We start from the raw sequence: 25,234 nt of genomic DNA, 5'->3' as shown, positions 1-25,234 counted from the left end.
GCCTCTACAAACTTGGAGACAACTGCTTCGTATTTAGCTGCTGTACAACATGATTCACATTCGGATCTGGCACAGCCATTTTCATACGTACTGCTTTGCGCTTGACGTAAAATCCTTCACCTGGCTCCAACACTTTGTTGCATTGTTCATATGGCAGCTTGAATTGGAATAGCTGTAAGTCATTCAAATCGGTCGTCCCTAGCAAAATGCCGATAGGGGTGGACTTAATCTCTTTTACCCAAGAATCCCACAGTTGAATCCAATCATTGGCACCTGCCGCTGCGATAATGTAAAAGTTTTTGCCGCGCCCTCGCTTTAACAACGTTTCAAGACGTTGCGCGGCCTGAAAAGAACCCGCAAGCTGCTTCGCGATTAAATCTAAATCGTCCATAACGAGTACGGTGACAGGCAGCTCTGCTGGTTGTTCCGTCACTTCCCATGCAGCAATAGCTTGTTCCATCTCCTGCTCTATTTGCTCTAACATTTGTTCAAAAGCAGCCAAGTCCGTAGCACAGCCACGTACATGCTTCAAATGTCTTAACCCGTACAACCCTTCGTTCATTCGGCTAAAATCAACGAGGTGCAACTTCAACTGTTCAGGATGCATCCGCGCTGCTAACGATAACGACCAAGTAAGGAGCGCCGTAGTCTTACCGCTCTCCACTCTTCCAGCAACCATGAAATATGGCCCGTCCTCCAAACGAATATGGAAGGGGGTCAGTTCCTCTGCCATCCAGCCAAGTACCACATCGCCTTCGCCTCTGTGTGTTGCGCATTGCACAGATGGAGATTCGTCTAGCGGCTGATCGATGAGATCGGAGAGCGATATCCGAGCTGGCAAGGTCGCAATCTTAGCTGGACGTGCTCCTGTCCATTGTTCGTTCAGAAGTTCAAACGACTTGCGTAATTGCCTTGCCCGTGACGTATCCTGTTCAGCCTCGATCGGCAAGGCCGCCTGAAACATAAGCGGCGGTACTTTACCTTTAACGAAGCCTCGTCCTTCCGGCATGTGGGACGGAAGCTTGGACGGCCTTCCGACAGCGTAATAATAATCGCTGCTATCGGCGAGCATCAATGTCATCGCGTTAGCAAAATTGCTGCGCATTCGTTCTTGCACGTCAGATAGCCGATTCGCTGTAATAACAGCGTAAAGGCCAAAGTTAGCGCCCTCGCGGAGCAGCGGCTCTAAACGATCATTTTCTTCCGGATAAGAGCTGCGGAAAGTCGCATATCCGTCTATTACAACGACCCATGCCGGTAAACATATTCCCGTCTCTTCGCGATACGAAGCAAGTGTCTTTGCCCCGATTTCAGCGAACAATTGTTTACGGTGCATCAATTCTTGCTGCATCATTTTGATGAAGCGTACAATCTTCTCCGCTTCATCTTCCTGAATGACATCGCCAACCTGCGGCAGCAATGAAAAATCACTCAGCATTCTACCCATGTCCAGCACGTACACGTGCACATCTTGTGGGCTATGATCCAGCGCAAGCGACGTTATAAACGTCTGCACAAGCGTCGTCTTACCTGTTCCTGGCATACCGTAAATAAGCCAATGGCCTGTTGATAAATCCATACGCAGTGAAGGCTGTTGTTGCTGGGCCATATCGTCTACAAGTCCGATAATAGGCTGTAGCCAAGTCGGCTCCTCCCCACCGCGTACCGCTTGCAGCGCAATTTGCTGTGGCAATGGCGGTAGCCATGGCCCCGGTAAGCGCTCTATGCCATGACGTACTGCGGAGCGAGATAACTGATCAATAATGACTTGCAGTTGCTTGTGCTTCTGTACCGCCTGTGTTGTCTGTATCGCTTGATCCGTCTGGTTATTCGGAAGCTTCACTCTTTCCGCTTCCCCGTTCAAATCAAGCGTAGACACATGGATTCGCGCCTCCTGCTCCTCACTTGCGTTTGGATAATAAGGCGCCCCACTCCACGCGAACTGGACCATCTCAAACCATTCATTGCTGCCCACCTGAATGTATCCTCTGCCGGGCGTTGTTAGCCACGCCGCATTCGGCACCTTCAGCATATCCCGACTATCCGCCTCATCTTGAACGCGCAAGCAGATGCGATAACGGGAGTTGCTCCATATTTTATCGTCCACAACACCGCTTGGTTTCTGCGTTGCTAACAGCAGATGCACCCCGAGCGTACGGCCAATCGCAGCGATGCTGACAAGCTCGCTCATAAATTCAGGCTCGTCTTTTTTTAGCTGGGCGAACTCGTCAATAATAATGACCAAATGTGGCAGCGGATACGTGCTTTTATGTGAAGAAGCATAATATTCATCGATGTGCTGGACATTGCCCGCGGCGACAAACAGCTTTTGTCTGCGTTCCAACTCCGCACGCAACGAAATTTTTGCACGCTCAATAAGTCCTTCTTCCTCCAAATTCGTCACCGTCGCGATGACGTGTGGAAGATCTAAAAATACGTTCGACATGCCCCCACCTTTATAGTCGATCAGCATAAAGGCAACATCATGTGGGTGATAATTGACCGCAAGCGAAGCAATCAGTGATTGTATCGCCTCACTTTTTCCCGAACCTGTCGTTCCTGCTACCAAACCGTGCGGCCCGTGCCCTTTGCGCTCTATTTTATCGTGAATGTTCAGCACTACTGGTTTCGAGCCGCCACGCACTCCCACAACAGCTGGAAGTGTCAGCGGATAGCGGCTTGCATTCCATTTTGATGCCGCATCCCATTCCTCCATGTTGCGCAGCTGCAACAGTTCCATAAGCGTCAGCACATCTGGCAGCTCTTCTGCGGCTGCCTTCTTTACCTCGATTGGCGCAAGCCTACGTGCAAACCGATTCGCTTCCTCGACCGAAATGCTGTCAGGCACCACTTTTTCTACACCAGTAGAAAGCGACGCCCGCGGATCGCCAACATCACGACTCCATCGTTGCGGATCAAGCTCCTGCATCACCGTATGAATCAACCGTGCCTCGTCTTCCGCGTGAACATCAATAATAATTTGACAATCATTCGGCAATTGCTCTCTCCGATCAGCCACAATAAGCGTACTTGCCCCACAACCTTTTGCTTCTTTCAAAAGCAAGGATAGCAGCGGTTCATCCTCCAACATGCGTAAATCCGTGATAAGCACCAACCACTGCGGCAACATTAGCTTCGCGTCGCTGCTGGACTTTTTTTGCATAATTCGCCGTTGCAGTGCGGCATGCAGCCATTCCAGCTGCTGATTCGTATAATGGGACTCCTTGCACACCATGCGCCATGAATGATTGTCATTCCATGTATGCGGAAGCCATCGTAACCAATCCCACTGCGGCCCTTCATGCGCCCGAAAGAAAGCCGCTAACTTAAGCTCATCTGGGGCATGGTGGACGGCACATTGCATCAATAAAAAACGAATAACCCCGTTCACACGTTGTCGGTCGCCCACCAAACCTACTACTCTACTTTTTTTGAAATCTACTAGAACAGGCGTATGGGGTACAACATCAAATTGCGCCTGAAGGTGTAGTGCTTCATCCAGAAGCGGATCTTGGTCATAGCCGTCCATTCTCGGCGCCTTTACTCGTACTGGAAACTTGACGTCGCCAAGCCCGATTCGAACAGACATAAAGTCTTCTTCAGTTGGACCGCGCTCCCACAGCTCTCTTTCTAGCTGCTCTGCGATGTTGCTACACTGTTGTGCAGATGGATGGGTCTTCAGCATACGCTGACGAAATTCATCACTTTGCTCGGTGAGCTCCTGCTGATGTCGCTCTAGCTGCTGCTTATAAGCGCGTTCACGCTCAGTCATTTGGTTGCGAAATTGCTTTTTTTGTTGTATGTACATAAAAAAAGGCAGCGTATACGAAACAGCTACCGTTGCTAATGAAATGATTTGAAAGACGAGAAAATGACTATTTTGCATTCTACGTGAAAAATAAAACATGGCTGCCGCCCCTGCCACCGTCATCAACAATGGAATAACGATCATAACCGTATTAAAAACAGGGGCAGGTGGCGCCATGGACGGTTTGAAAATTTCGACCTCGGTGCGTGCAATCGGAGGCACCACACGAGGAGAGCGTTGATACGATATGCGACTCATCCAAGAATCCCCCTAATCTTGATGTCTTCGTTCTATGAATCTGCGGAGATGGTTATTTTACCCTTTTCATCCCACTATATTACTATACGAAGAACGTGTTAACAATCTTACTTTACCCCTATATTTAACAATTAGAATCACGATTTATCCTCTTATCGCAAAAAAAGCACTCCATTCGATAAAATACCGAAACGAGTGCCTTGCTCTTGTTGAAATGATTTAGTTAAACACAACCGTCTTATTTTGATGCACCAAAATCCGGTCCTCAATATGCCAATGCACAGCACGAGCCAATACCACACGCTCAATCGTGCGCCCAATGCGCTTTAATTCATCCACATCAGCTCTGTGTGTAACACGCTCCACATCCTGCTCAATGATCGGACCGCCATCAAGTTCTTCAGTTACGTAATGCCCTGTAGCCCCAATCAACTTAACGCCACGCGTATACGCTTGATGGTATGGCTTACCTCCGATAAATGCTGGCAAGAACGAATGGTGGATGTTAATAATTCGATTCGGGTAATGTTCAATAAATTTTGGCGGAATAATTTGCATGTAGCGTGCCAAAATAATGAGATCCACTTTCCCTTCAATCGCCTCCAACTGCAAGCGCTCTGCCTCTGGTTTCGTATCCTTCGTCACGGGAATGTGCACATACGGAATACCGAATGACTCCACATATTCGCGCATGTCCGGATGATTACTAACAACCATCGCAATATCCGCATCCAGATCCCCAGCTTGCCATTGCCACAGCAACTCAACCAAGCAGTGATCTTCTTTCGAAACAAAAATAGCGAGGCGCTTTTTCTCACTTACACGGGATATGCGCCAATCCATTTTGAACTCAGCCGCAATACTTTCAAAATCATCGTTTAGCTTCGTAATATGCTGCTCTAGTTCTTCTACATCAAATTCAATGCGCATGAAGAACATGCCACCCTCTGGGTCCATCGTATATTGATCCGATTGTACAATGTTAGCTCCGTGATCGAACAAAAAACGTGAAACTGCGTTTACAATGCCTGCACGATCTGGACATGAAATGAGCATGCGTCCGCGATTGCGTCGGCTTTCGTCCGCCTGCTTGCGGGCATGAATCATAGTATGCTGATGTGTCATTGCCATACTCCTCCGTTATATGCACTGCATTTAGTCGCGAAGCGCTATAATAAATTATAAAACAGCGGTGTGCGACCAACTGCACAACTTGAGATACGTTGTGCGTATTGCGTAGGGTCACACATCCGCTGAATATCATTATTTCGTTAGAGCTTTACCAGAAAGCCAAGCAGTGATGCGTTGATTGATCTGCTCTTCCGTTAAGCTTGAGAACAGCTTCGCTTCCTCGACTTTATCAAATAAGCGTTCCAGCGGCTCACGCGGGTCTGCTTTTTTCGCTTTCGCATCCGTCTTCAGCACGTTCCAAGTATCAAGCACGAACTGACGAGAGTCGATTTCCTCTCCTTTGAAGAAGTGAGCTAAACGTTCAACGTCCGCTAAAAATTCAGTTCCAAAGCGCTCTTCCACGTTACCGCGCAATAGAGCAAGCTCAGCTTCATACATTGGACGCTGCTTTTTAGCGTCCTTACCGATCCATGGCGTCTCTAAAATAAACGGACGGCCTTGCAATCCCTCGTGGTGTACGATGCGATGGATACCATCAAAACCGATCCAACCAGAGCCGACTGGCGTATGACGGTCTTTCTTTGCTCCGACAGGATTTTTACTGTCGTTCAAATGCACAACAGCAATCCGATCCAGACCAACAAGACGATCGAATTGTTCCAATACACCATCCAAGTCGTTGACGATATCGTAGCCTGCGTCATGAATGTGACACGTATCGAGACATACCGTTATGCGCTCGTTATGTTCTACTTTTTCAATAATGGAAGCGAGCTCTTCGAAGCTGCGTCCAATTTCTGTCCCTTTGCCAGCCATCGTCTCGAGGGCGATGTTGACCGATGTGTCCTTCGTATTGCGAAGCACCTCATTCAGCCCTTCTGCAATCCGGTTAATTCCAAACTCAGCATCCTTATCCGTGTATGCACCTGGATGCAGAACAATATTTTTAACACCAATATAATCCGTACGGCGCATTTCTTCCTGTAAAAAGCTCACAGCCAGCTCAAATGTATCTGGCTTGTACGACGCAAGGTTAATAATGTATGGCGCATGCACAACGATCTCATCGATGCCGTGCTTTGCCATCATTGCTTTACCTTCTTCAATGTAGTGCGATTCAATTGGTTTGCGCCGCGTATTTTGCGGGGCACCCGTATATATCATAAACGAACTAGAGCCATACGATACGGCCTCATTCGCTGCGTTTAACAAACCTTTATCGGAAAAAGAAACATGTGAACCGATTTTCAGCATGGTACAACCCCTTTCAAGTGATGTTCCTATTTTACAGGGATTATCGAAATAAATCTAGGAATGCGGTATAATTCTTATAGGTATCCCTTGTAAAATTAGGCAACTGGCTAGAGAGGTGAACACATATGCTTCAATCAATCACAATATTTCCTTTGGCAACGAGTCAACCCGCAACTTGGTTTATGAACACAATCGCGTTCTGGACCTTTATCATGATTGGCTCGATGGCTATTGGCGGCTATTTTATGTTCCGTAAGTTTTTGAAGGTATTACCTAAACAAGACGGAAAATCAAAGCTCGACTGGCAAAATTATTGGGTCGAGCGCAGTCGGCCACTGTGGACAGATGAGTCAAAAGCATTTCTTAATGTACTTGTTGAGCCTGTTCCGAATGCGTTCCGCGATATTGCGAAACATACGATTGCGGCAAGAATTGGGCAGGTAGCCATTGAAAGTGGCGCAACCGAAGTAACGCGCGATCACTGCTTGCAAGGCTATATTTTGGCTACACCAAAGCGAGATTACCGCAGCTTGATCCGATTTCTTAACAAGAACAACATCGACTACTCACCGTACAAACACATGCTAAACAAATAATTAACATGTAATTATGCGCTCACATGTACAGTCAGAACATTAATGACATGGAGAAACCTCCAAGGAGGGATTACACTTGAAAATAATGATTTGCGGCGGAACTGGCCTTGTTGGCAAAGCATTAAGCAGAACATGGTTGCAGCAGGGGCATGACATCATTGTCGTGTCCCGATCTGGCTCCAAACTTAGCGCTGAGGATACTCATCCGCGCTTAACTACTGTGCGCTGGTCAGAATTGACGCGCCGTACAGATGAGTACACAGACATTGACGTTGTCGTCAATTTAGCTGGTGAGTCCATTAGCCAGCGTTGGACAGACATCGCCAAAAATCGTATTATGTCTTCGCGCATTTTACCTGCAAAGCGCCTTGCTGAGTGGGCCAACAGTATCAACCGCCCTGTGCCTCTTTATATAAGCGCATCAGGCATCTCGGTATACGGCCCTTCTACTACAGGTACGTTTGACGAAACGAGCCTACCGATAGGCGACGATTTTCTGTCGGACGTCGTCCACAAATGGGAAGCAGTTGCACACGCGGTACCTGCAACACGCCGTGTAATTCTTCGCCTAGCACCTGTGCTCGCAAATGAAGGCGGAGCTTTTCCACGTATGCGCCTTCCTTATAAGTTAGGTGTCGGTGGCCGTCTCGGAAACGGGGAACAACCTTTTTCATGGATTCATATACAAGACTTAATCTCACTAATTGACTTTATCGTCCAAGATCATACGATCGAGGGCATCGTTAACGCCAGCGCTCCCGAAGCCGTCACAAACGATACATTTGGCCGAACGATATCCAAAGTGTATAACCGCCCGCATTGGATGCCCGTTCCTGCTTTTGTATTTCATATCTTATTCGGTGAAATGTCGACTTTGCTCTTGCACGGTCAACGCGTATATCCAGCTAAAATGCTGGAGCATGGATTCACGTTCCACTATGGTACGGTAGAACGCGCTTTACATGCATTGAAAGAAGATGAACTCAACACGAATATGTAATCGCTTCCCGACGCGCTATACAAGGCACTACAATGGATAACCTCTTCTGACGCGCGTCGGGAAATACAGCATGCCATTCTTCTCAATACAGTATCCGGATTACTACATGTTATTAATGCTCACGATAATGATAGCTGTTTCCCGCTATTTTAAAGCTATCTCCGTGCTTTAATTCATAGGATTTATACGGTATAAGTTGCTCTCCCTGAATGTCCATTCCGTTTTTGGAGCCAAGATCACGAACGAAGCAGCCTCCTTCTGAAGTAAGCTCGAATTCGCAGTGCATTTTGGACACACCCGATCGCTCGTCTCGATAGTTCACACCTTGCTCTGCCCTGCCTATAACAAACGGAGAACAATCAAGCCTGATAGGTATTTCCCTACTATTCGCTTCAGACGGCAAACTCTGATCCGAATCCCTTATAAGATAAGGCTGCCGAACGATAGGCTGCTGCCCGCTCAAAGACTGTGTATGCATTGGAAACGTCGCTTCATCTAGCACAGTTGTCGAATCCGTAGAATGATTACCTAATACGGTCGTCTGCCTTTGCAAAGACTCATAATATCGGTTTGAATCGACCAAATGTGTCGCTTCCGACTGCCATGGCCGATATAGCTCACCATCCCTTTGCTCCCGTTCAATATCACTGAAAGCGCCTTGAAACTCCGACTCCTTGACCAGTGGTTTGTCCGAGGATTTATCTGATGAAGACGCCCTTGTCCGAGCATAATGAGCTTGTCGTTCCGCTACATTAATATCAGTTGAGTTCGTTGCGTTCCCTCTCCATTTTTCCCATCCATTTGTCATCCAACCCCAACCTGCAAAGACGGCAAGAATACTCCAAATGCTACTAAACATTAAAGATGTTGAAGAGGGTCGATCCAAATAGCCGAATTTCCAGCCAATAGCACATATTAGCACCAATACAGCCGCACAAATAGCGGGACTTTGACTTAGGCTGTGCTTGGATTCTGATTTCGATTCTGATTCTGATAGTCGCTTTGATGCTACCGGTGCTACTGGTGCTGGTGCTCGTACTGATTCTTGTGTTGATTCTTGTACTGGTTCTTGTACTGGAACTTCATAATAGCTGCCGAACTTTTCTGTTTTTTCGAATTTACTACCAAACGCTAATTCATTAAAATGACTATCTGCTTTCTTAGCATAACCGTGTTTAAACTCATCACGTACGGGTACAACATTCATTCCGATTACATGGTGCCCCTTATTTTCAGGCGAATTCGAACTGTAACTCGAATGATTTGAATGACTCGAGTAACTTGAATAGCTCGCTTCCCCTACCGGCACCGAGCTTGAAACAGGCTCCACAATGAGCGTTTGCAACAAACAACGCACATCCGATAAAGAGCTTATTTCATCACATAACAGTTGATTCAAACGCTGAAAACCGTTGCCTTCCCAACGACTAACACTTAAAGACATTAATGTACCCATCCTACGTAAACCTTCCATTCCAGCCCTCGGGTGAAGCCCCTCCGTTGTAGGAACATAAGTTACATAAAGCTCTGCTCCCGGGCTTTCTTGGCTCACAAAAACATACTGCTCATGCAAAAGCATATGATTAGGATGCAAAAAATAAGCTTGGCAATCTTCTAAGATTCGTACAAGTTGGAGCATCCATTCATAAAATTGCACACTCGTTAAAGTAGCTCCCTTAAGCATATGGTGCAGCATTTTTTTACCGCTAATATCATACAGAAGCCTAACGTCATAATCGACAATTCTGATGTCCATCGGCAGCAAATGGGGTATTCGGTTATGTTTAAGCATGTTAACTTGATGATTATCCAGATCATCAGCATGAAACGAACCGTCCCGAGTTAGCGCCATAATGGCCTTGCCCTCGTATAAAAAATCAGCCCGAAAGCCATACACCGCGTATCCCTCCCCAAAGGCAATTTATACGATTCCTCCTGTATAGACCGCTGTCACGGCTCCAGGAAGTACGGCCCACATAAACGGAAATGTAGCCTGATTGTGCGCTTCCTCCTTTAGCGGTGTCCATGTACGCAGCCAAATGGCTTGCTTGAAGGTAAGCATAAGGCGCTGCAAGCGACCTGTACGGCCAAATAACAAAATAAAAGCGGCGATAAGACCGCCATAAATAATGGCGTACATAAAAATATGCCACGTAACTGCTGCGCCCATCCAAGCTCCAATTGCAGCGAACAGCTTGACATCACCTGCACCTACCGCTCTACAAACAAATAGCAACAACAAAATAATAAATCCGCAACTAAGTCCTACAACACTATGTAACAAGCCATCTAATCCGGCGGTGACAAGATGAAACAGCAATGCTGCACAACAAGCCGTTATTGTAAGCCGATTTGGGATAACTCGTGACCGTACATCGGTCACAAATGCAGCTATTAATAGCACACCGCATGCTCCTGCGGCCCAGCTCATACCTTTCCCCTCCTTACGATGCGCCCGTCTTTGATTCTTTTTTCACATTGAACATCCGTTCAGCAGCGCGCCCATCCTCCGTACGAACGACTAAGCGCCACGTGCCTGCTGTCGTGTTTCCAGACACATGCCAGTCCCACGTCACAGTGCCATCTGGCCCAGCCGTTGCCCAGCCGATATGTTTCGCTTCACTTTGCCCACTTTTGTAGAACACAACTAGTTGCACCCTCTCGTTAGGAGCCGCTTTCGCAGTCAAAGTTGCTCGTTGTCCTGGTTTTAGCGGATCAGGCGACAACGTAGAAATTTGAGGTGCTGGTTTATCATTTGGCTTAGATTTACTCGTATCACCCATGTTAGGAGGCGGCCCGTCTCCGATCCACACCCGCTCCGTTGCCCTGACCGACAAAGTCAACTTGCTCATCAACAAAGGCACTCTCATAGGCAAGTCATACTCTACTTCGAGTGCGATAAACGGCTCCAGCTTCTCTTGCAGATCAGGCAATTTTAAGTGGGTTACACGTATTTTGCTCATGTGGAGTACCCCTTGAATACCGTAGCGCGACAGTAGCGGTTTAAACGTCGCTTCCCCTACAAGTGCTTGCCCTTGTTCACCCGCAGCTTGAGCTGTTTGCTCGGCCCATTTCGTTCCGCCTTGCACCCATTCACTAATAGGAGGAGGTAGTCCCGCTCCCAAGGCCTGACCCATTTCGCGTGCTGCCATACGTATCATCATTGCAGGTGGACGCTGTAACAGTCGCCCCCATGGGCCTTGATCCAATATCGGCGGGATGTTAGCTGTAGCCAGCTGAACGGGGTACATATGAGCGGCAACTTGCTTGACCGCATTTGTGGCGGCGGCTTGCAACGAAGTCACAATAACAGCCGCCTTAATTAAATACACAAAAAATAAAAACAAAATGAGTACCATCGGTAGCAATAAAGCAGCCTCTACAACGATGCTTCCCCGTCTAGAGCGCAACGACTGGACTCTAATACGAAAACACCGATTTCCGCGATACTCGGTATCGACCATCACTGAATTCACCGTCCCATAATCCCGCATGCCCCAACCACTTCATTAAACCAGGCAAAAACCATACCGGTGCACTCATTTGAAGATCCACTTCCCCATAAGTTCCCCTCGTTGTTGGGTCAACTCCGGTGTTGTATTGAATAAGCCCTAACATACGATTCATCATCGCTTCCCGCTTGCCATGCAGCATCATAAACAAACGTAAATGATCGCTGTAGCTAAGTGTGACAGCAGGGATAAACTCAGATAAAGGTACTTCATTTTGGGTGACGAGCAAGATCATATCTTGAATTGCTTGTTCCAAGCCGTGAGCAACGGCTGCTGCCAAAATAACTAACGGATGAACAAGGCTCCTGTATTCAACCAACCCCTCCATAGTACGAATAGCAAGCCGAACTAAAAATATTTCGCTATAGGCAGCACAAATGTTGCCTATCGGGCCGTTTTGGCCGTACAAAATGTATTCGAGCTCCTGATTATGTATACTTAGCGATTGAATAAGATCATCTGCTGGCTGGCCCGATTGGAACATAGATTGCAGCTTTGTCGGATCGTAACTCGTAAAATATAAAAAGGCATACTCATTTCGATACGTTCGATCACGCATTCCCTCTAATCCATCTGCTAACGCTCCGAACAATGAAGTAACTTGATCCATGGCAAGTTTGCTTTCAGAAATCGGATCACTCCTACGTTCCGATCCTCGTTGCCCGTCCGGCAGCGGGGACGAATTGAATACCGCTATTGATTCAGCCATTTTATTTACTTTAGTAAACCCTTCGCGATGCGCGGCTAAACGACTATCCAAATTAGCTAATAAGAACAACATATCGCTCGCTTGGTTCAGCTTTTTATTTGCGTTACTTTCATGAAACCGGCGTGCGTTGTCTTCCTCCAATAACTTAGCCAATTTTCTTTCGCGAGTCGTGATGACATTTGGTAATCGAACATAGTTCTGTTCGTAGTCATTCCATTGCTTCCATAATTCGACCACAGCCGTTTTTAATTTAAATGACAATCCTGATTCATTCGAACCGCCAACAGCGTGACCAACCATCGATTGAAAAGAGCCTACATTATTGTCCAACTCGGCATAGGCCAGCTTATGGTTGAGCAACTCTTGCTTAAATGTGTGCATAAACTCTTGTGGCAACACCAAATCATCAGCGGAACTGTTTAATCTTCGCAAAATTTCTTCCAGCTGTGCAGTCGATGCCGCATTCGTCGGCGTTGCAGCATTGTTGACGCGATCGTAGTTAACATGAGCATTACTTTGTCGAATGCGGCGGATGACGATAACTATTTCATCGTTTGCTTCACGCGCTTTCTCAATTTGCTGCAACGCAGCATTTAACCGATCTGCATGTACCCGCTGAACTTGAGATGACAGACCGCGCAGCTGGCTCGCTGCCAATCTGGAATCTTTTTCGTAAGCATCCGTATCATTCGTGTGCAGCTTCTGATCTTCAGCAAGCGAATCATCCGATCGCTTTTTGGTGATGTAATCGTCATATTGCGCGGCTATATCTGCCGCTGTGTTAATTTTTCCAAGCGGGTCGTTAGGAATCGTGGACACAAGATCGATTGCAATTTTCAATTTGATATCCGACCCACTTGCTTCACTTTGGGCGAGCTTTTGCAGACGAAGTGCCTCAAATAAGGCATCGTTACGACGGTTTACGATCTTTTGCAACTGCGCGAGCATATCCGTTACTTGCGCTGCTTCTTTCATGACATCAGCCATTGGCTTGAGCTTGCTCCCAAGCTCGAACGCAATTTGCACAGGCGCTTTATACTTCATATCCTCAAAAATTTGGCGCTCGAATTCATTATGACGGCCTAGCGGTCTAGTAACTGTCGTTGTGTGCGACTCGATTTGTGCATTTACCCACGAGAACGTATCCTTCGATTTCAGCTTCGTTTGATCTTGCGTCACATACTCCGTAATAAGAGCAGGATCTGTTTCCCCGTAGCCAAATAAACCGTATCGCTCCTGTAGTACTGGCTCATAAGCCGACATAACGGAGCGAATACCTGATTGCGCAATCAGTTCCGTGCGCCATTGGATCGCCGCAATCCGCGCATAATCGATCAGTACGGACATAAACAAAAACATAACCGCTAATATGAAAATGAGTAGGACAGACACTGAACCGTCTGTCCCCCACCATTTTTTTGTTCGACCTCTACCGATAGCCTCCCCCTCCCTCTGCATGCACATCTTTATCTAGCCGCTGAACCCCTAAGCAATTGCACCGCTTGCCCGACGGTAAAGCCACTACCAGCCCAAGCTTGCATTTTCATATGTACATATCGCACTAATTCCACTGTTCGGATAAATTCAACAGGGTCGACTACAGCAGATACCGCTTCACCTTCAACAGGGATCGATTGCCCCGTGAAGCGCGCGAGTGCCACACTTTTGACAGGCTTACTAAACTTTGCCGTGACGGTACGTTCCAAGCCTGAATTTCCGTATGACAATTCCCCACTTATCGCATTTGGTACATATGCTGCTGCGCGTGCCAACTTCTGTTCTGGTAATCCACCGCGACTATTTCCAGCTGGCACAGTCACTTTGTAAGCCTGATTTGACCACAATCCAGAAAATACGCGATCTAGCAGTTTGTCATCCAACAACCGCCAATACAGATCGTCATGCTGTCCCATGTTGTACACACCACTTTTTCCATCGCGATGACTATTATCCCAAAATGCAGCACCACGTTCTGAAGCAAGCACCGCAGCATGAGCCGTTAAGACACTTTGAAAAATAAGTACAGCTAAAAAGAGCATCATTACCGTACATAAAAACACGATCGGAAATACCATTGCCGCTTCCAGCGTCATTGAACCCTTTTCCTGCCGCCACAGCTGCCAAAGTTTCCAACTTTTTATCATGCGAAGCTCCTACCTTTATAAAAATAAGCCTTACATCTTAATTGAAAATTTTATCTGTCTCCCCTTTAGCCCTAGAAATGAGAGAAGTCAGAAATTCTGTAATTTGCGTACGGAACACAAGCGCCAGTACAACGATAACCGCAATAATGACCACGATTTCAACCATTCCGAGTCCATCCTCTTCGCTCCATAACCGCTTCCACATCTGTGTCACACTTTGCATACAACCCGCTCCTCTTCAAAAATAATCATCCACGCAGCCTGTTTATAAGGCATGTCCATACCCAACATCCATCCAAAAATGCTATCGCATCATTAATAATGCAGGGGCGCCCACAACCGCCAGCACGACGATAAACATTAGCATCATCGGAAATACGAGCTTTGTTGAAGCTTCTTCTCCCCGTTTGCGCGCAACTGCCTTACGCCTGTCCCATAACTGCCGACCAAGCTCCTCCATTGCAAGTACGAACGTTGCTCCACCACGCCGTTGATTAATTAAAATAGTCGTAGCAAACATCGATACTTCCTGCATCGCACAGCGCTTCGCAAATTGCTCAAATGCTTGCGGAAACGAGTATCCGTTACTAACGTCTTGCAGCATCTTAGTCAACTCGGCGTATAAAGAATGTTTCGTTTCGTGTTTTTTACGATCGACGCACGTCGTCAGCGCTTTCTGCACCGTTTCTCCCGCTTGAACAAGCAGCGTAAGTTTACTTAACAGTTCCGGCAGCTCCAATTGCACTTCTTGCCGTCTGCGCTCAGCCTTGTTCAATAAATCTCGTACTCTGGCAAGCGGTAAGATAAGCCCTACAAGGCTGCCGGCCAAAAAGTTAACAGCACTTCCATCCGTCAGAGCAGGCAGCAGCAGCCCAAAACCGATTCCTCCGTACGCGTACAGCACCATTTCCGCCAAGACGATGCGGAACATGCCGTGCGCACGAGCAGGACCGTAGAGCTGCATCACAGCTTGCCGCAGCGTCGCTAACATCGGATGCTGATCAGCCTCATCCTGATATCGCTCCAGCACGAGCAAGCCTGCTGGCAGCCAGCTCGCCCATTTCAGTTCGATTGCTGCACTATAGACAAGTTCCTTATATCGTTTGCTCCCTTTCATATGTATTAAGCCAAACACCGCCACGCACGCCCCTACACCAAACCACCACAACCATATGAGCATTGCACAATCCTCTCCTCAACTGGCCGATGCTACATCCCTACACCCGGATATCCATCATGCTGCGAATCATCCATGCCACCGCAAATAACAACAGTAAGGCAAATGTCGCTATTACACGGCCGACGCCCTCATATAGCCCCGTCATAAAATCAGGGGCCGTCACGTTCAAAAACGCGAGAAACAAAAAAGGCGCTGCCATCATGGCTTTCATTTCTAAACGCTTTTGTGCCACCATGACTTCAATCTCTTGCATGACGTCCATTTTTTCACCTATAACGGCTGACGTTCGGCGAACTACTTCTACCAAGTCACCACCCGTACGTTTGCAAGTAACGAACACATCTGCAAAATTAGCAATATCATCTTGCTTCGCACGTCTGCTAAAATCCAGCAACGCTTCCTCAATTGGCTCTCCGTTCTGAAGCCGCATACCGATGATACGCAATTCACGAATAACATCAACCTCGCCACCCGGATACAACAATTTCAAATCTTGTATCGCTTCGCGAAATGCATTTTCGATCGAACGTCCCGCACTCAACGAAGACGAAATCGAATACAGCGCTTGCTTAAATTGCTGCGTCAAACGTCCACGCCTGCGTTCGAGTAGCGCTTGTTCGCGCATGCCTGCATACTTGAACCCCAGAGCTGCTAACAAGAGAATGCCTAACCAATGCTGATAAAATAAATAGCCAACCGCCCCCATTACTACTGCCCCAACTAGAACTGCCCTTCCTCTCTCTCCCGTGGTCAATTCATAGCGCGTATAATCGGGCAATTGTGTTCGCGCTGCATCACCATCTGACCTTCCCGTTTTTCTTGAGACAAATCGCAGCATTTTTGAATCACCCAGCCTCTCTAAAGCCTGCTTCTTCACTACTTACTATCACCTCCTCTCAGCGTCAGTTCTGATAGCCCCGCCATTTCCAGCTTCCTTGCATCTAGTAAGCTGTTCGATGTACTCGTTAATGATCCGAGCACAACCCCATCTTCTTCCCCCTGCTCCTGAAATAAATAGAGCGGTAGCAGCTTGACTTCATCGTGTTCCATCCCCACAACTTCGACAATTTCCAGCACTTTGCGTGAGCCATCACGCAGACGTGCTAAATGAACAATAATATCGATCGCAGATGCAATTTGCTGACGAATAACAGGGAGCGGTAGCTGAGCACCGCTCAACACCATCGTCTCTAGACGGCTGATCATGTCTTTTGTTCCATTGGCATGGCCTGTCGACAAACTGCCGTCATGGCCAGTATTCATTGCTTGCAGCATGTCTATATAATAGGACGTATATTAAAATTAGCTACGAAAGAGTTGCATGTCTCGACATATGTTTACTTCCAAGGCACTAAGATGTACATTTATAGCATGGTAGTTATTATACATGGAGGTAATATTTATGAAGCTACGAATCGAAAAATGGGTTGAGGAAGCGGGGCCTTTTAAGGAATCAGACTCTGCCAATGAATTTTTTGAGGAATCTGTACGTTGCTACAAAATTGGAGCTTATAAGTCTGCTTTTATTATGTCTTATCTTGCCTTTAAAACTACTATCAGAAATAGAATTTTGGGATGTACTTACGGCAAAGAACTCGTTAGGTCTAACCCCAAATTTTGGGAAAATGAAATTATAACAAAATTAGAGAATGACGATGGTTGGGAAAGTTACTTAAATACAATTGTAGAAGCATCTTGTGCAGATAAGAATAATAAAAAGGATATTGCAATATTACATTTTACAAATGGGGAACAGGTTAAAACAGCTTATAATAACTGGAAAGATATTAGAAATGATTGCGCTCATGCAAAAAGACAAGTAACTATTGATAGTTCAACAGTAGAATGTTTCTGGAACTATATGATTGATAATTTAAGTAAATTTTATGTTCTTGGTGGTGAGGAGTACTTATCAAGGGAATTAGAAAATCTGTATAAATTCTATAGATATCCCGAGATAGTTAATCCAGAGACAGTAACCACAATATTGAATGATGTAAATGTGATATGTAATAAAAATTCTAAAGACTTCTTCCAAAAACTATTTGAAAACCTAAAGAAAACTACAAGAGTAGGGGAACTGGTTAATGATGAAAATAAGAAATTTTGGAAACGTATATTAGAATCGAGTCATGAAAATGTAAGGGATGGCATAATAGAAGTGATTTCAAATGATCCGCTAGATTTCTTTAACTTCTACAACTATTACCCTCAATTACTCGAAATGTCCTTTTCGCTCAACTCAAAATTTATTGTGAACGATTTATTAAAATGGCTAAATGAACCATATTATTTTGCATATGATTTTAAGAAAACGTTCTGGGATATTTTTGTTGAGATTTTAGACAGGTATAAAGTACATGTAAACGTTGATAAAATTGTAACTAGCAGAACCATCGAACTAATTAATTCTTTTATACCAGATGAAAGAAAATTGCGGATACTTAACAGTAACGATGTGTTCAAAAAATATATTATTGAAGTATCATCTTGGTTCTTTAAGACAGACGCAGGTTCACAATATGATAACTATAGTAAGTTTCAGTCTAAAGAATCTGAATATGTTGAACTCTGTTTAAACTATTTGGAATGGGATAGCGAGAGTATTGGAATCATAAATTATGCACTCGTTGAATTAGAATCAAGTATGCAATCAAGGTCTAATTCTGCATCTAGAATGAATGGCTATAGTTTTAAATCAAGATGCGAACGGATAATTTGTAAAAACAAAGCTAAAATAACGAATGTTCCGAATGTCGATTTAAATGATTACAGTGAAGTCTTGAAGATACTAAACAGTTGTAAGAGTGACCAAGGTAGTACAGATACTCTTCCTAATTCCGAACAGAACGAGTCAAATTAGACTGTCATGGATTTCTGATATATTGATATCAAAGTCTGATGAGTGAATCTAAATGAAACTCGTATTTTATCCATTACAAGAAGCCCTGAGAGTCAATCTTAGGCCTTCTTAACCTCTTTAACAACGATCCTCTGTAGATAATGGCTAATGCCATGAGACACTTTGAAAAAGATGATAACAGCAACGACAAAAACAACCAATTCATCTGCTACGAATTGGTTGTTTTCTTTTTTAGGCAGGCTTCAACAATCGAGCAAGCCTAAAAAATAAAGACTTACGGTATAATACCGTAAGCCTCTTTTACTTTCATATCGTATAAATAATCTTCATGAGCCATCTCTTCGGGGTACTCTTTCAATGATTTTTCAGCCAATTTTCCTATGATGTCTGATACAGCTTTGTCCATAAAGTTCCATTCAATATCTAATGTATGAGGTTCAAAATAATTACCGTGTATTAATGATAAGCTCATTTTCGTTATTTGTTGTTGCTACAATACGATGAACAATTTTTCTTAAAATTGCGTTTGTTATGTTATCAACGTCTAAACCTTTTAAAAAGTCGATAAACTGTCTAATGGAACAACACGGTCACAATGTACACCAAACACGACATACTTTTATTACAGGACTTGTTCGAGCGGGAAATAATATTAGCGTGATTCCGGGTTTAAGTGGTCATAGTTCGGCAGATATGATATTAAGGTACAGTATGCCGTCCGAAGAAGATAAGCAGGAAGCAGTAAATAACTTATTTAAGGATTAGCCACTCTATTATTGAGTGGTTCTTTGCTATGTTGAAGAGGGTAGGGGGGTGGTTTACAATTAAAACAAAATTGTGCTTAACCATAGAGAGCGGTACACATACACGTAGCAATTGGACATAAATATGGATGCGATAACGTTACAATGTGTAGATTAGCCTTAACTTCATATGTACGGGGGATAGTTTAAAATTTCGAGTCAGTTCCTGTATGTCTTATAATGAGGGAACACATTCAAGGTCAATGCAAATTATACTAACCGTATAAACATATTGTACAACTATTCATTTGCATAAAAAAGTAAATAAATCCTGTTCGTTTAAGAACAGGATTTATTTCTAACTCACTAAAACTTTCGATCCTCTACACGCCACGTCCAATACTTGTTTCCTTGAGCCATCACAAACCTATCTAGCCAAGTTTGGAAATCGCAGTATAGTGAACGTGCATCATCAAAATCAACACCGCCCTCAGACACATACATATACTGACCACCACTATTTTTCACATCTTCTGAATCAATAAAAATGTGATCGCCACATATATATGCAACAATAATTTTTGATGGGTGATTGTAATGCGAGTTCGTCTCTAGAACCTCTTCAGCTGAGAAAATTTCATTTTCCCCTGAATACACGACATCTTCAAAGAGCCTACAACCATTCGTTATCGACAAAAAATTCAAATAGTCTTCTGGCCATGATGGGTAGCGTTCTGTTAGCCAAGAGATTGATTCAGAAGACGCAGGATTTGTAAGTTTTATTACGCTATCAATTAAATATCCATTGTCTGCATTGATTTTACGAGAGCCTTGAGAATACAGTTCTGATAATGATTTCAATACTTGCTGGACAAACATCTTGGGATCACCCTTTAATTTAGTATGCAGTCCACCATGGACTAACTACACTACGATGAAATGATCTAGGCAACGGCATTAAATTATAAAAGCTGTTATCTCCATGTCTATCTTGAGGTTTAATGTGATGAACTTCAGTAAATTCCCCAGCCCAATTTATTCTATTCCATGGATAGACTCGATTGTAATCTTTAATAAAGTTATTTCTTTCCGTTGTCCCCCACTTCTGATTTGGACGTTTTCCTTTAGGGTATGACGCTGAAGTCGGCTCTGGTAATACACGTCTTGCATCGTTGTCATAATAATAAGGGTAAGCTACTCCTTTAGAGTTCAAAAGTATCATGTTACTCAAGAAATCTTTTTCACCAACTGGTACTACAATAATAAAACCATCAAAAATTTTCAGTTTTGAAATCGAATAATAAAAACCAGTTTGAGTTACAGAATGAAAGTGGTTGGCGCCAGCTCCCACTCTAACATCGGATTTTTGATACTCTTTTTTGTAAGTAGTGCTTACAGCCCAACCACCATAACTTCTGGTGTCGTTTCTGTAAAAAGTAGTGTGAAATTGAATCATTTTAGGCTTATTACCAACTAGAGTATCAACTACAGCACTTGATTCAATGGTTGGCCATACGTGTGAGCGTAGTGTAACAATTACTCCTATACCACCAACCTTTCCTCCTCTAAGAGTTGTATCACTTGAATATTCTCTTTTTTTATCTTCAATGAATTTTTGATATTCGTGTTCAGGGACAACCGTTATCGTAGGCTCACTTGCTACTGAGGAGTTTGCTGAGTTACCTTCTGAATAGACTGAGGAACTTACTGTGTTGTTCTCGGTTGATGAAAACTCGACATAATAATATGTCTTTCTAGGGGCATTGGGGTCTGACTTTAACTCTTCGTAACTACCAACAGGTACGGACAACTCTCTTGCAAGATGACTGTGGTCTTGATATTCACCAAGTGTTTCAGTTTGAGAAATAGTAACTTCGCTTTGCGGCTGTAGATGATTGTTTTGTGCAGAGACAAAGGATGAGGGAAAGATCAATGTGACAAGTAAAGCAATTGTCAAGAAAGATAATAACATTCTTTTAAGCTTCATGCAAAACGCTCCTATCATATTTTATTTTCACAATATAATGGATGTCTTGGTGTTTATGCTCGTCGTGGATTTGAGCAATTCTAGCACTATGGCCTCCCTTAATAGGATATTAAACTACGTTACATGAATTTATATTCTTTTTTTGATTATGTAATTGTTTCTATAAGTAACAAATAGTAGCAAATAGAAACATCCACACCTTATATTAAAATGTGATGGATGTTTCTTTTTGAATCTGTCTTTTTAGAATTGCTTAATCATATACGACTTTAACCTTCATACATTCTAAATTAACCGTATTATATATATCTCTGCACTGTAACATCGGATTCCAATTCCAAAAATCAGAACCGTTAGCTGTTATCAAATGCCCCAGCCATTCTGCAAATTCCATTTCCAAACAGATATATTTAGGACTGCCCTCATTCCAAAATAAATAATTCTCGTGTCGTGTAGCATCTATAAAAAAGTTGGCTTTCGGGTTTGAAGCAACGGGAAGGAATTGTGGGCGATTATCAAAAATAGTATTCATAAACTTTGTAAGCATGTCCAAGCCATAAATCTCCGTTCGCATTCCTAAGCCAATATCAAAAAGGATTGCACCATTGCAGCATCTTAGAAACTCTTCATATTCAATAGGGAGCTGTATATTGAATTTATCAATAAATGCTCTAATTTCACTTTTCGTTGCAGAGGAATTAAATGCAAACTTCCCTACATATAATTCTCCGTAAACATTAGGGATAAGCAACGTCTTGTTTTGAGCAAAGGCTACACGTTGTTGCAAGCAGTTCATAATTTTGAATACGCTGTATTTATTAGTCAAGGTTATACCTCATTCACGATATTTAGTTCTCTCTATCCTATCCAAGCAAAGTTCTATATGCAGGTTTTTCATGGGTATGTTAAAGGGGTTGCAAAGGAAGTATATTCGTGGTGATTTTCATAAAAATGCAAGAGTCTCTTTCTTAGGAAACTTGTTTTATAATACTTAGTGAACGATTGTTTTTCCGAGACTGTGTTTATGGGTAGTAAGCACAGTCTCACCATCTACATCTTCAAAGAAACGTTTCCAATCGAATTGTAATGCTAGTCCGATACGCATTGCTACTTGAACGCTTGGGTCACGTCTCCCCCTCTCTATGTTAGAGTAAGAACTTCGCTCAATGCCTGATAATGCCGCTACTTCTTTTTGGGTTTTGCATCCTCTACATTGAATGAGCCATTTGCGATGCTTCATCATTTTTCACCTCCTTTCGTGTCGTAAAGAACGCTTTCTGATATTCCAGAATGTAACCATCAAGTTGTTGACTAATGAGGACGACAGGGTAAGCCGTGAAGCTCTGATGTTCGTAAACAGCTTGAACCAATTTCTCTCTAAGATGTTCGATGTCGGATATCAATGGAATGTCCCCATCACTTACACCTGATATAAAGCATGAAGGAAGAATATTATCACCCCCACCAGTACTTCTTGTTAATGTTAATACAAGTATAAATATGGTTTACTGCATATGTGGAAATAAAAGATTCTACTATATTTTTCATTGAATATTTTGTAAAACGAAAAAGCTTAGGCAAATAAAAAAGATACCCGAAGGTATCTTAAAAAGCCAAATATGAAGGTATGTTATTTGGGACCAATCCATGGAGAATCAAAAAACACAATATCCCCTGAGAGCAATAATGAAAAAGATAAGGCAACAAAAAGAATCGGTAACTTAGATAGAATCTTTCTCATGTTAACCAATCCCTTCTAATATTTTTTGTTTATTATTCGAAGGTACAAGGTATTAATATTTCTAAGTACGTCTACACTGACTCTTGAAAAATCTTCAATTAGTGCTTCATTTATTAGAGTGACACTCGCTAAAGCATCATCGTACATTCCAACTTTCGCATATTCTAGGGCGCTATTACGATGATACTCAAAAGCCATCTCTACATCATTTTTTTTAAGTAATATAGTTCCTACTTGCCTATAGAAATTGGCAAACTTCACTCGTCTACTTGGTCTTATACGCTCATCATTGAGTGATTCAATCATGCGAGTTTCATATTTCAATAAATCCATTGCAGAATTAAAATCATTAGAATCATAATAGATATTCATTAATTCACATACTACATAAACAAGGTTATATTCAGAAGAATATTTCAAATAACTATTTAGTTGATGTAGAGCGGAATCAGTACTTTCAGTTTTTGAGCTCAACAATGCAGTGAAAAAATTATAGTTATCTGTAATATAACTAAATTCAAATTTCTTGTATTTTTCTAATTGTTCTTTGCTCTCGTTATATCGACCTAGAAAGTACAAAGCAAAACACACGTTGTGTATCGCAAGCGCTTTATATTCTCCCTTGAACTCACTTTGAAGGGTATCATTTTCGATTACATAATTGCTTAGTTTGATTGAATATTCGTAATTCATTAGAACACATGCATGGACTGCTAAGCAATAATAAAACTTAATTTTGTCTCGGTCACTTAGAAATTGGACATAATCTAACACTTTCTCACCTAAGTGATATGTTTCATTAAGTTTAGTAAAATCATTTCGTTTAATCATGTACTTCTGATACATACCTTGTGCAATATAGGGCATAATTCCGTGACTTCGGGAGTAATCTATGATGCTGTTGTACAAGTCGAGTTGGATGGCGGTGTCTGTTATAGATGCTGTAGTTGAATATAGTCTCTCAACTAATTCTAAACTATCTTCCTTTTCGGTTTCAAGGAATTTAGTTGCAATTTTGGGGGCAATTGAAGTGTTTTCTGAAGTTGTAATGGCAATTTCTAATATACCCATTAGTGATTCGGATTTCTGTTCTAACTCAATGTATAATACAACGTATTCGTGAAAGGGAATGTTCAGCACAGATGCGATACACTGCATGGTCTTTAATTCAGGCTTTTTTACTTCCCCAGTTTCAATTTTGGATAAGCCACCCTTGGTGATGTGGATTTTACTTGCAAGTTCAGTCTGAGTCATATTAGCCTTATTCCGATATTGTTGTATCAGTTCTCCCAAAGGTGTCGTTTCACGATTCACGTCATCACCTCCCTATAGACAAGTTCCAAATTAATACATTTACTCAATTTTACCATCAATACCCATACGTGTAAACCATATTTTAGTTTATTTTTTGTTTAGAGGGAACGTGTCTTAAGTGCATATTACTTAAAGCAAAGAATTGAATTAAGATACTTTACAATAACAAACCGTGAAGGGGGTGGGGGGGGTAGGTCATTATTTTGAAGCGAAGCGGAAAAATAATGAGATGGTTTCAGCACCCCCACTAATTACAGTGTGCATCTTCTTATTTGTGACTAATCTAGTTAGATGTATTTCAACCAAAACTATACCATAACTTTTTCGAAAAATAGTTCTCTAAATCCTTATTATTACTAGGATATTCATCCAACTCATCATACTCTCTCTATATAATAAATAAAGATGGTATTATAAAAATAAGCAAGCCGCTAAAAAAAAAATTAGCGGCCTTTTCGTGTATTCATCATATTATTCAAATATCAACCCAAGGAAGTTTTAATCGTATTTCACTCAAATAGTCAACATCACGATTTTCCCTATCGGATATAATCTCATAAGCAATATCACATAACTCATGTTTGTAATTCATTGTTGTAGGTAGTACAGCGTATCTTTTGACATCTACACCAAACGTTAAATCCCTATCTATTCTACAACTACTCACTAACTCTAAACATGAATCGACTGAAAACGTTTTGATCTCTTCATCGTTAAGTTTAGCTACATATTTCAGCTCATCTATATCTATCTTTAAATTATCGTAGCATATATCTATCTCATATACTGCAAAATACTCTTCATCGGAATACACTGAATTTTTATTACCATAGTAAATAGCATGATTAATTCGATTACTCAGATACACATATCCATCAGTCGTCGGAAACTCTTCATTATTATAGTACCTTTCAATTTTACATCTCAGTGTTTTGTCATGGTGAATTGAGATTGAATTTGTGAGTGTAGTTCCATGATATAGTAGCATACATCC

At 43.0% G+C, this 25,234-nt stretch carries 23 protein-coding genes and 1 pseudogene; 4 read left to right on the top strand and 20 right to left on the bottom strand.

Annotated elements, in window-relative coordinates; translation table 11 throughout:
• Positions 1 to 4: 4 nt before the first annotated feature.
• The 3 genes from essC to KIK04_RS15245 all read right to left on the bottom strand — a co-directional run bounded on the left by essC (position 5) and on the right by KIK04_RS15245 (position 6,451).
• Positions 5 to 4,066, bottom strand: a complete 4,062-nt coding sequence (gene essC / locus KIK04_RS15255; RefSeq protein WP_232274490.1) for a type VII secretion protein EssC — start codon at positions 4,064 to 4,066, stop codon at positions 5 to 7.
• A gap of 219 nt (positions 4,067 to 4,285) precedes the next feature.
• A complete protein-coding gene (purU, locus tag KIK04_RS15250) occupies positions 4,286 to 5,191 on the bottom strand; it encodes a formyltetrahydrofolate deformylase (RefSeq protein WP_232274489.1) in 906 nt (301 codons plus the stop codon).
• A 138-nt stretch (positions 5,192 to 5,329) separates the two neighbouring features.
• Positions 5,330 to 6,451 (bottom strand): deoxyribonuclease IV, encoded by a 1,122-nt coding sequence (locus KIK04_RS15245; protein WP_232274488.1) that lies wholly within the window; start codon positions 6,449 to 6,451, stop codon positions 5,330 to 5,332.
• A gap of 125 nt (positions 6,452 to 6,576) precedes the next feature.
• On the opposite strand from KIK04_RS15245, the gene KIK04_RS15240 reads away from it, so the two are divergent.
• Entirely contained in the window at positions 6,577 to 7,047 is a 471-nt protein-coding gene (locus KIK04_RS15240; RefSeq protein WP_232274487.1) for a DUF2621 domain-containing protein, read from the top strand.
• Between the two features lie 85 nt (positions 7,048 to 7,132).
• Positions 7,133 to 8,047, top strand: coding sequence for a TIGR01777 family oxidoreductase (locus tag KIK04_RS15235; protein WP_232278753.1), 915 nt, complete (start codon positions 7,133 to 7,135; stop codon positions 8,045 to 8,047).
• A 112-nt stretch (positions 8,048 to 8,159) separates the two neighbouring features.
• Here KIK04_RS15235 and KIK04_RS15230 read toward each other — a convergent pair whose 3' ends face one another.
• From KIK04_RS15230 to KIK04_RS15190, 9 genes and pseudogenes are all read right to left on the bottom strand, one after another.
• Complete coding sequence (locus KIK04_RS15230) at positions 8,160 to 9,944, bottom strand: DUF6382 and FHA domain-containing protein (protein ID WP_232274486.1); 1,785 nt, start codon at positions 9,942 to 9,944, stop codon at positions 8,160 to 8,162.
• Between the two features lie 24 nt (positions 9,945 to 9,968).
• Positions 9,969 to 10,478, bottom strand: coding sequence for an A24 family peptidase (locus KIK04_RS15225; RefSeq protein ID WP_232274485.1), 510 nt, complete (start codon positions 10,476 to 10,478; stop codon positions 9,969 to 9,971).
• 13 nt (positions 10,479 to 10,491) lie between these two features.
• The gene (locus tag KIK04_RS15220; RefSeq protein ID WP_232274484.1) at positions 10,492 to 11,523 is read right to left on the bottom strand and encodes a TadE/TadG family type IV pilus assembly protein; all 1,032 of its coding nucleotides are present in this window, start codon (positions 11,521 to 11,523) and stop codon (positions 10,492 to 10,494) included.
• On the bottom strand, positions 11,468 to 13,732 hold the full coding sequence (locus KIK04_RS15215) for an acyl-CoA cholesterol acyltransferase (RefSeq protein ID WP_232274483.1): 2,265 nt from the start codon (positions 13,730 to 13,732) through the stop codon (positions 11,468 to 11,470). The genes KIK04_RS15220 and KIK04_RS15215 overlap by 56 nt, the downstream gene beginning before the upstream one ends.
• A gap of 2 nt (positions 13,733 to 13,734) precedes the next feature.
• Positions 13,735 to 14,412, bottom strand: coding sequence for a TadE family protein (locus KIK04_RS15210; RefSeq protein ID WP_232274482.1), 678 nt, complete (start codon positions 14,410 to 14,412; stop codon positions 13,735 to 13,737).
• Positions 14,413 to 14,449: 37 nt separating this feature from the next.
• Entirely contained in the window at positions 14,450 to 14,635 is a 186-nt protein-coding gene (locus KIK04_RS15205) for a Flp1 family type IVb pilin (RefSeq protein ID WP_232274481.1), read from the bottom strand.
• Between the two features lie 81 nt (positions 14,636 to 14,716).
• The gene (locus KIK04_RS15200; RefSeq protein WP_232274480.1) at positions 14,717 to 15,592 is read right to left on the bottom strand and encodes a type II secretion system F family protein; all 876 of its coding nucleotides are present in this window, start codon (positions 15,590 to 15,592) and stop codon (positions 14,717 to 14,719) included.
• A 37-nt stretch (positions 15,593 to 15,629) separates the two neighbouring features.
• Positions 15,630 to 16,469, bottom strand: coding sequence for a type II secretion system F family protein (locus KIK04_RS15195; RefSeq protein ID WP_232274479.1), 840 nt, complete (start codon positions 16,467 to 16,469; stop codon positions 15,630 to 15,632).
• Positions 16,469 to 16,873 (bottom strand): annotated as a pseudogene (locus KIK04_RS15190) (ATPase, T2SS/T4P/T4SS family); the annotation flags it as partial. The gene KIK04_RS15195 and the pseudogene KIK04_RS15190, both read right to left, overlap by 1 nt.
• 121 nt (positions 16,874 to 16,994) lie before the next feature.
• Here KIK04_RS15190 and KIK04_RS15185 point away from each other — a divergent pair.
• Complete coding sequence (locus KIK04_RS15185; protein WP_232274478.1) at positions 16,995 to 18,455, top strand: hypothetical protein; 1,461 nt, start codon at positions 16,995 to 16,997, stop codon at positions 18,453 to 18,455.
• Positions 18,456 to 18,729: 274 nt separating this feature from the next.
• Here the strand turns inward: KIK04_RS15185 and KIK04_RS15180 are convergent, their stop codons facing one another.
• Positions 18,730 to 18,927 carry a hypothetical protein gene (locus tag KIK04_RS15180; RefSeq protein WP_232274477.1) on the bottom strand — a complete coding sequence of 66 codons (198 nt, stop codon included), beginning with the start codon at positions 18,925 to 18,927 and terminating at the stop codon, positions 18,730 to 18,732.
• Positions 18,928 to 18,986: 59 nt separating this feature from the next.
• Here KIK04_RS15180 and KIK04_RS15175 point away from each other — a divergent pair, with 59 nt between their 5' ends.
• Positions 18,987 to 19,220, top strand: a complete 234-nt coding sequence (locus tag KIK04_RS15175) for a tyrosine-type recombinase/integrase (protein ID WP_269670949.1) — start codon at positions 18,987 to 18,989, stop codon at positions 19,218 to 19,220.
• A gap of 344 nt (positions 19,221 to 19,564) precedes the next feature.
• On the opposite strand, the gene KIK04_RS15170 is transcribed toward KIK04_RS15175, so the two are convergent.
• The 7 genes from KIK04_RS15170 to KIK04_RS15145 all read right to left on the bottom strand — a co-directional run bounded on the left by KIK04_RS15170 (position 19,565) and on the right by KIK04_RS15145 (position 25,228).
• A complete protein-coding gene (locus tag KIK04_RS15170) occupies positions 19,565 to 20,077 on the bottom strand; it encodes an SMI1/KNR4 family protein (RefSeq protein WP_232274475.1) in 513 nt (170 codons plus the stop codon).
• A 19-nt stretch (positions 20,078 to 20,096) separates the two neighbouring features.
• Entirely contained in the window at positions 20,097 to 21,185 is a 1,089-nt protein-coding gene (locus KIK04_RS15165) for an HNH endonuclease (protein WP_232274474.1), read from the bottom strand.
• 253 nt (positions 21,186 to 21,438) lie between these two features.
• Positions 21,439 to 22,011, bottom strand: a complete 573-nt coding sequence (locus tag KIK04_RS15160; RefSeq protein WP_232274473.1) for an SMI1/KNR4 family protein — start codon at positions 22,009 to 22,011, stop codon at positions 21,439 to 21,441.
• Positions 22,012 to 22,176: 165 nt separating this feature from the next.
• Positions 22,177 to 22,428, bottom strand: coding sequence for a helix-turn-helix domain-containing protein (locus tag KIK04_RS15155; RefSeq protein WP_232274472.1), 252 nt, complete (start codon positions 22,426 to 22,428; stop codon positions 22,177 to 22,179).
• Positions 22,394 to 22,588, bottom strand: coding sequence for an aspartyl-phosphate phosphatase Spo0E family protein (locus KIK04_RS24455; RefSeq protein WP_442951095.1), 195 nt, complete (start codon positions 22,586 to 22,588; stop codon positions 22,394 to 22,396). Before KIK04_RS24455 ends, KIK04_RS15155 begins: the two co-directional genes overlap by 35 nt.
• A 353-nt stretch (positions 22,589 to 22,941) precedes the next feature.
• Positions 22,942 to 24,240, bottom strand: a complete 1,299-nt coding sequence (locus KIK04_RS15150; RefSeq protein ID WP_232274471.1) for a helix-turn-helix domain-containing protein — start codon at positions 24,238 to 24,240, stop codon at positions 22,942 to 22,944.
• 475 nt (positions 24,241 to 24,715) lie between these two features.
• On the bottom strand, positions 24,716 to 25,228 hold the full coding sequence (locus KIK04_RS15145) for a hypothetical protein (RefSeq protein ID WP_232274470.1): 513 nt from the start codon (positions 25,226 to 25,228) through the stop codon (positions 24,716 to 24,718).
• Between the last annotated feature and the right edge of the window lie 6 nt (positions 25,229 to 25,234).

Source organism: Paenibacillus sp. 481, from assembly GCF_021223605.1.
Classification (GTDB): Bacteria; Bacillota; Bacilli; order Paenibacillales; family Paenibacillaceae; genus Paenibacillus_B.
Note: the sequence above shows the minus strand (reverse complement) of the source record. Positions and strands in the feature narration are given on the sequence as shown.

Bases quoted from the DNA above. Each gene is read 5' to 3' on its own strand.
- essC (WP_232274490.1), bottom strand. From the start codon at position 4,066: ATGAGTCGCATATCGTATCAACGCTCTCCTCGTGTGGTGCCTCCGATT.
- purU (WP_232274489.1), bottom strand. From the start codon at position 5,191: ATGACACATCAGCATACTATGATTCATGCCCGCAAGCAGGCGGACGAA.
- KIK04_RS15245 (WP_232274488.1), bottom strand. From the start codon at position 6,451: ATGCTGAAAATCGGTTCACATGTTTCTTTTTCCGATAAAGGTTTGTTA.
- KIK04_RS15240 (WP_232274487.1), top strand. From the start codon at position 6,577: ATGCTTCAATCAATCACAATATTTCCTTTGGCAACGAGTCAACCCGCA.
- KIK04_RS15235 (WP_232278753.1), top strand. From the start codon at position 7,133: ATGATTTGCGGCGGAACTGGCCTTGTTGGCAAAGCATTAAGCAGAACA.
- KIK04_RS15225 (WP_232274485.1), bottom strand. From the start codon at position 10,478: ATGAGCTGGGCCGCAGGAGCATGCGGTGTGCTATTAATAGCTGCATTT.
- KIK04_RS15215 (WP_232274483.1), bottom strand. From the start codon at position 13,732: ATGTGCATGCAGAGGGAGGGGGAGGCTATCGGTAGAGGTCGAACAAAA.
- KIK04_RS15210 (WP_232274482.1), bottom strand. From the start codon at position 14,412: ATGATAAAAAGTTGGAAACTTTGGCAGCTGTGGCGGCAGGAAAAGGGT.
- KIK04_RS15205 (WP_232274481.1), bottom strand. From the start codon at position 14,635: ATGCAAAGTGTGACACAGATGTGGAAGCGGTTATGGAGCGAAGAGGAT.
- KIK04_RS15200 (WP_232274480.1), bottom strand. From the start codon at position 15,592: ATGCTCATATGGTTGTGGTGGTTTGGTGTAGGGGCGTGCGTGGCGGTG.
- KIK04_RS15185 (WP_232274478.1), top strand. From the start codon at position 16,995: ATGAAGCTACGAATCGAAAAATGGGTTGAGGAAGCGGGGCCTTTTAAG.
- KIK04_RS15180 (WP_232274477.1), bottom strand. From the start codon at position 18,927: ATGAGCTTATCATTAATACACGGTAATTATTTTGAACCTCATACATTA.
- KIK04_RS15175 (WP_269670949.1), top strand. From the start codon at position 18,987: ATGTTATCAACGTCTAAACCTTTTAAAAAGTCGATAAACTGTCTAATG.
- KIK04_RS15170 (WP_232274475.1), bottom strand. From the start codon at position 20,077: ATGTTTGTCCAGCAAGTATTGAAATCATTATCAGAACTGTATTCTCAA.
- KIK04_RS15165 (WP_232274474.1), bottom strand. From the start codon at position 21,185: ATGAAGCTTAAAAGAATGTTATTATCTTTCTTGACAATTGCTTTACTT.
- KIK04_RS15155 (WP_232274472.1), bottom strand. From the start codon at position 22,428: ATGATGAAGCATCGCAAATGGCTCATTCAATGTAGAGGATGCAAAACC.
- KIK04_RS15145 (WP_232274470.1), bottom strand. From the start codon at position 25,228: ATGCTACTATATCATGGAACTACACTCACAAATTCAATCTCAATTCAC.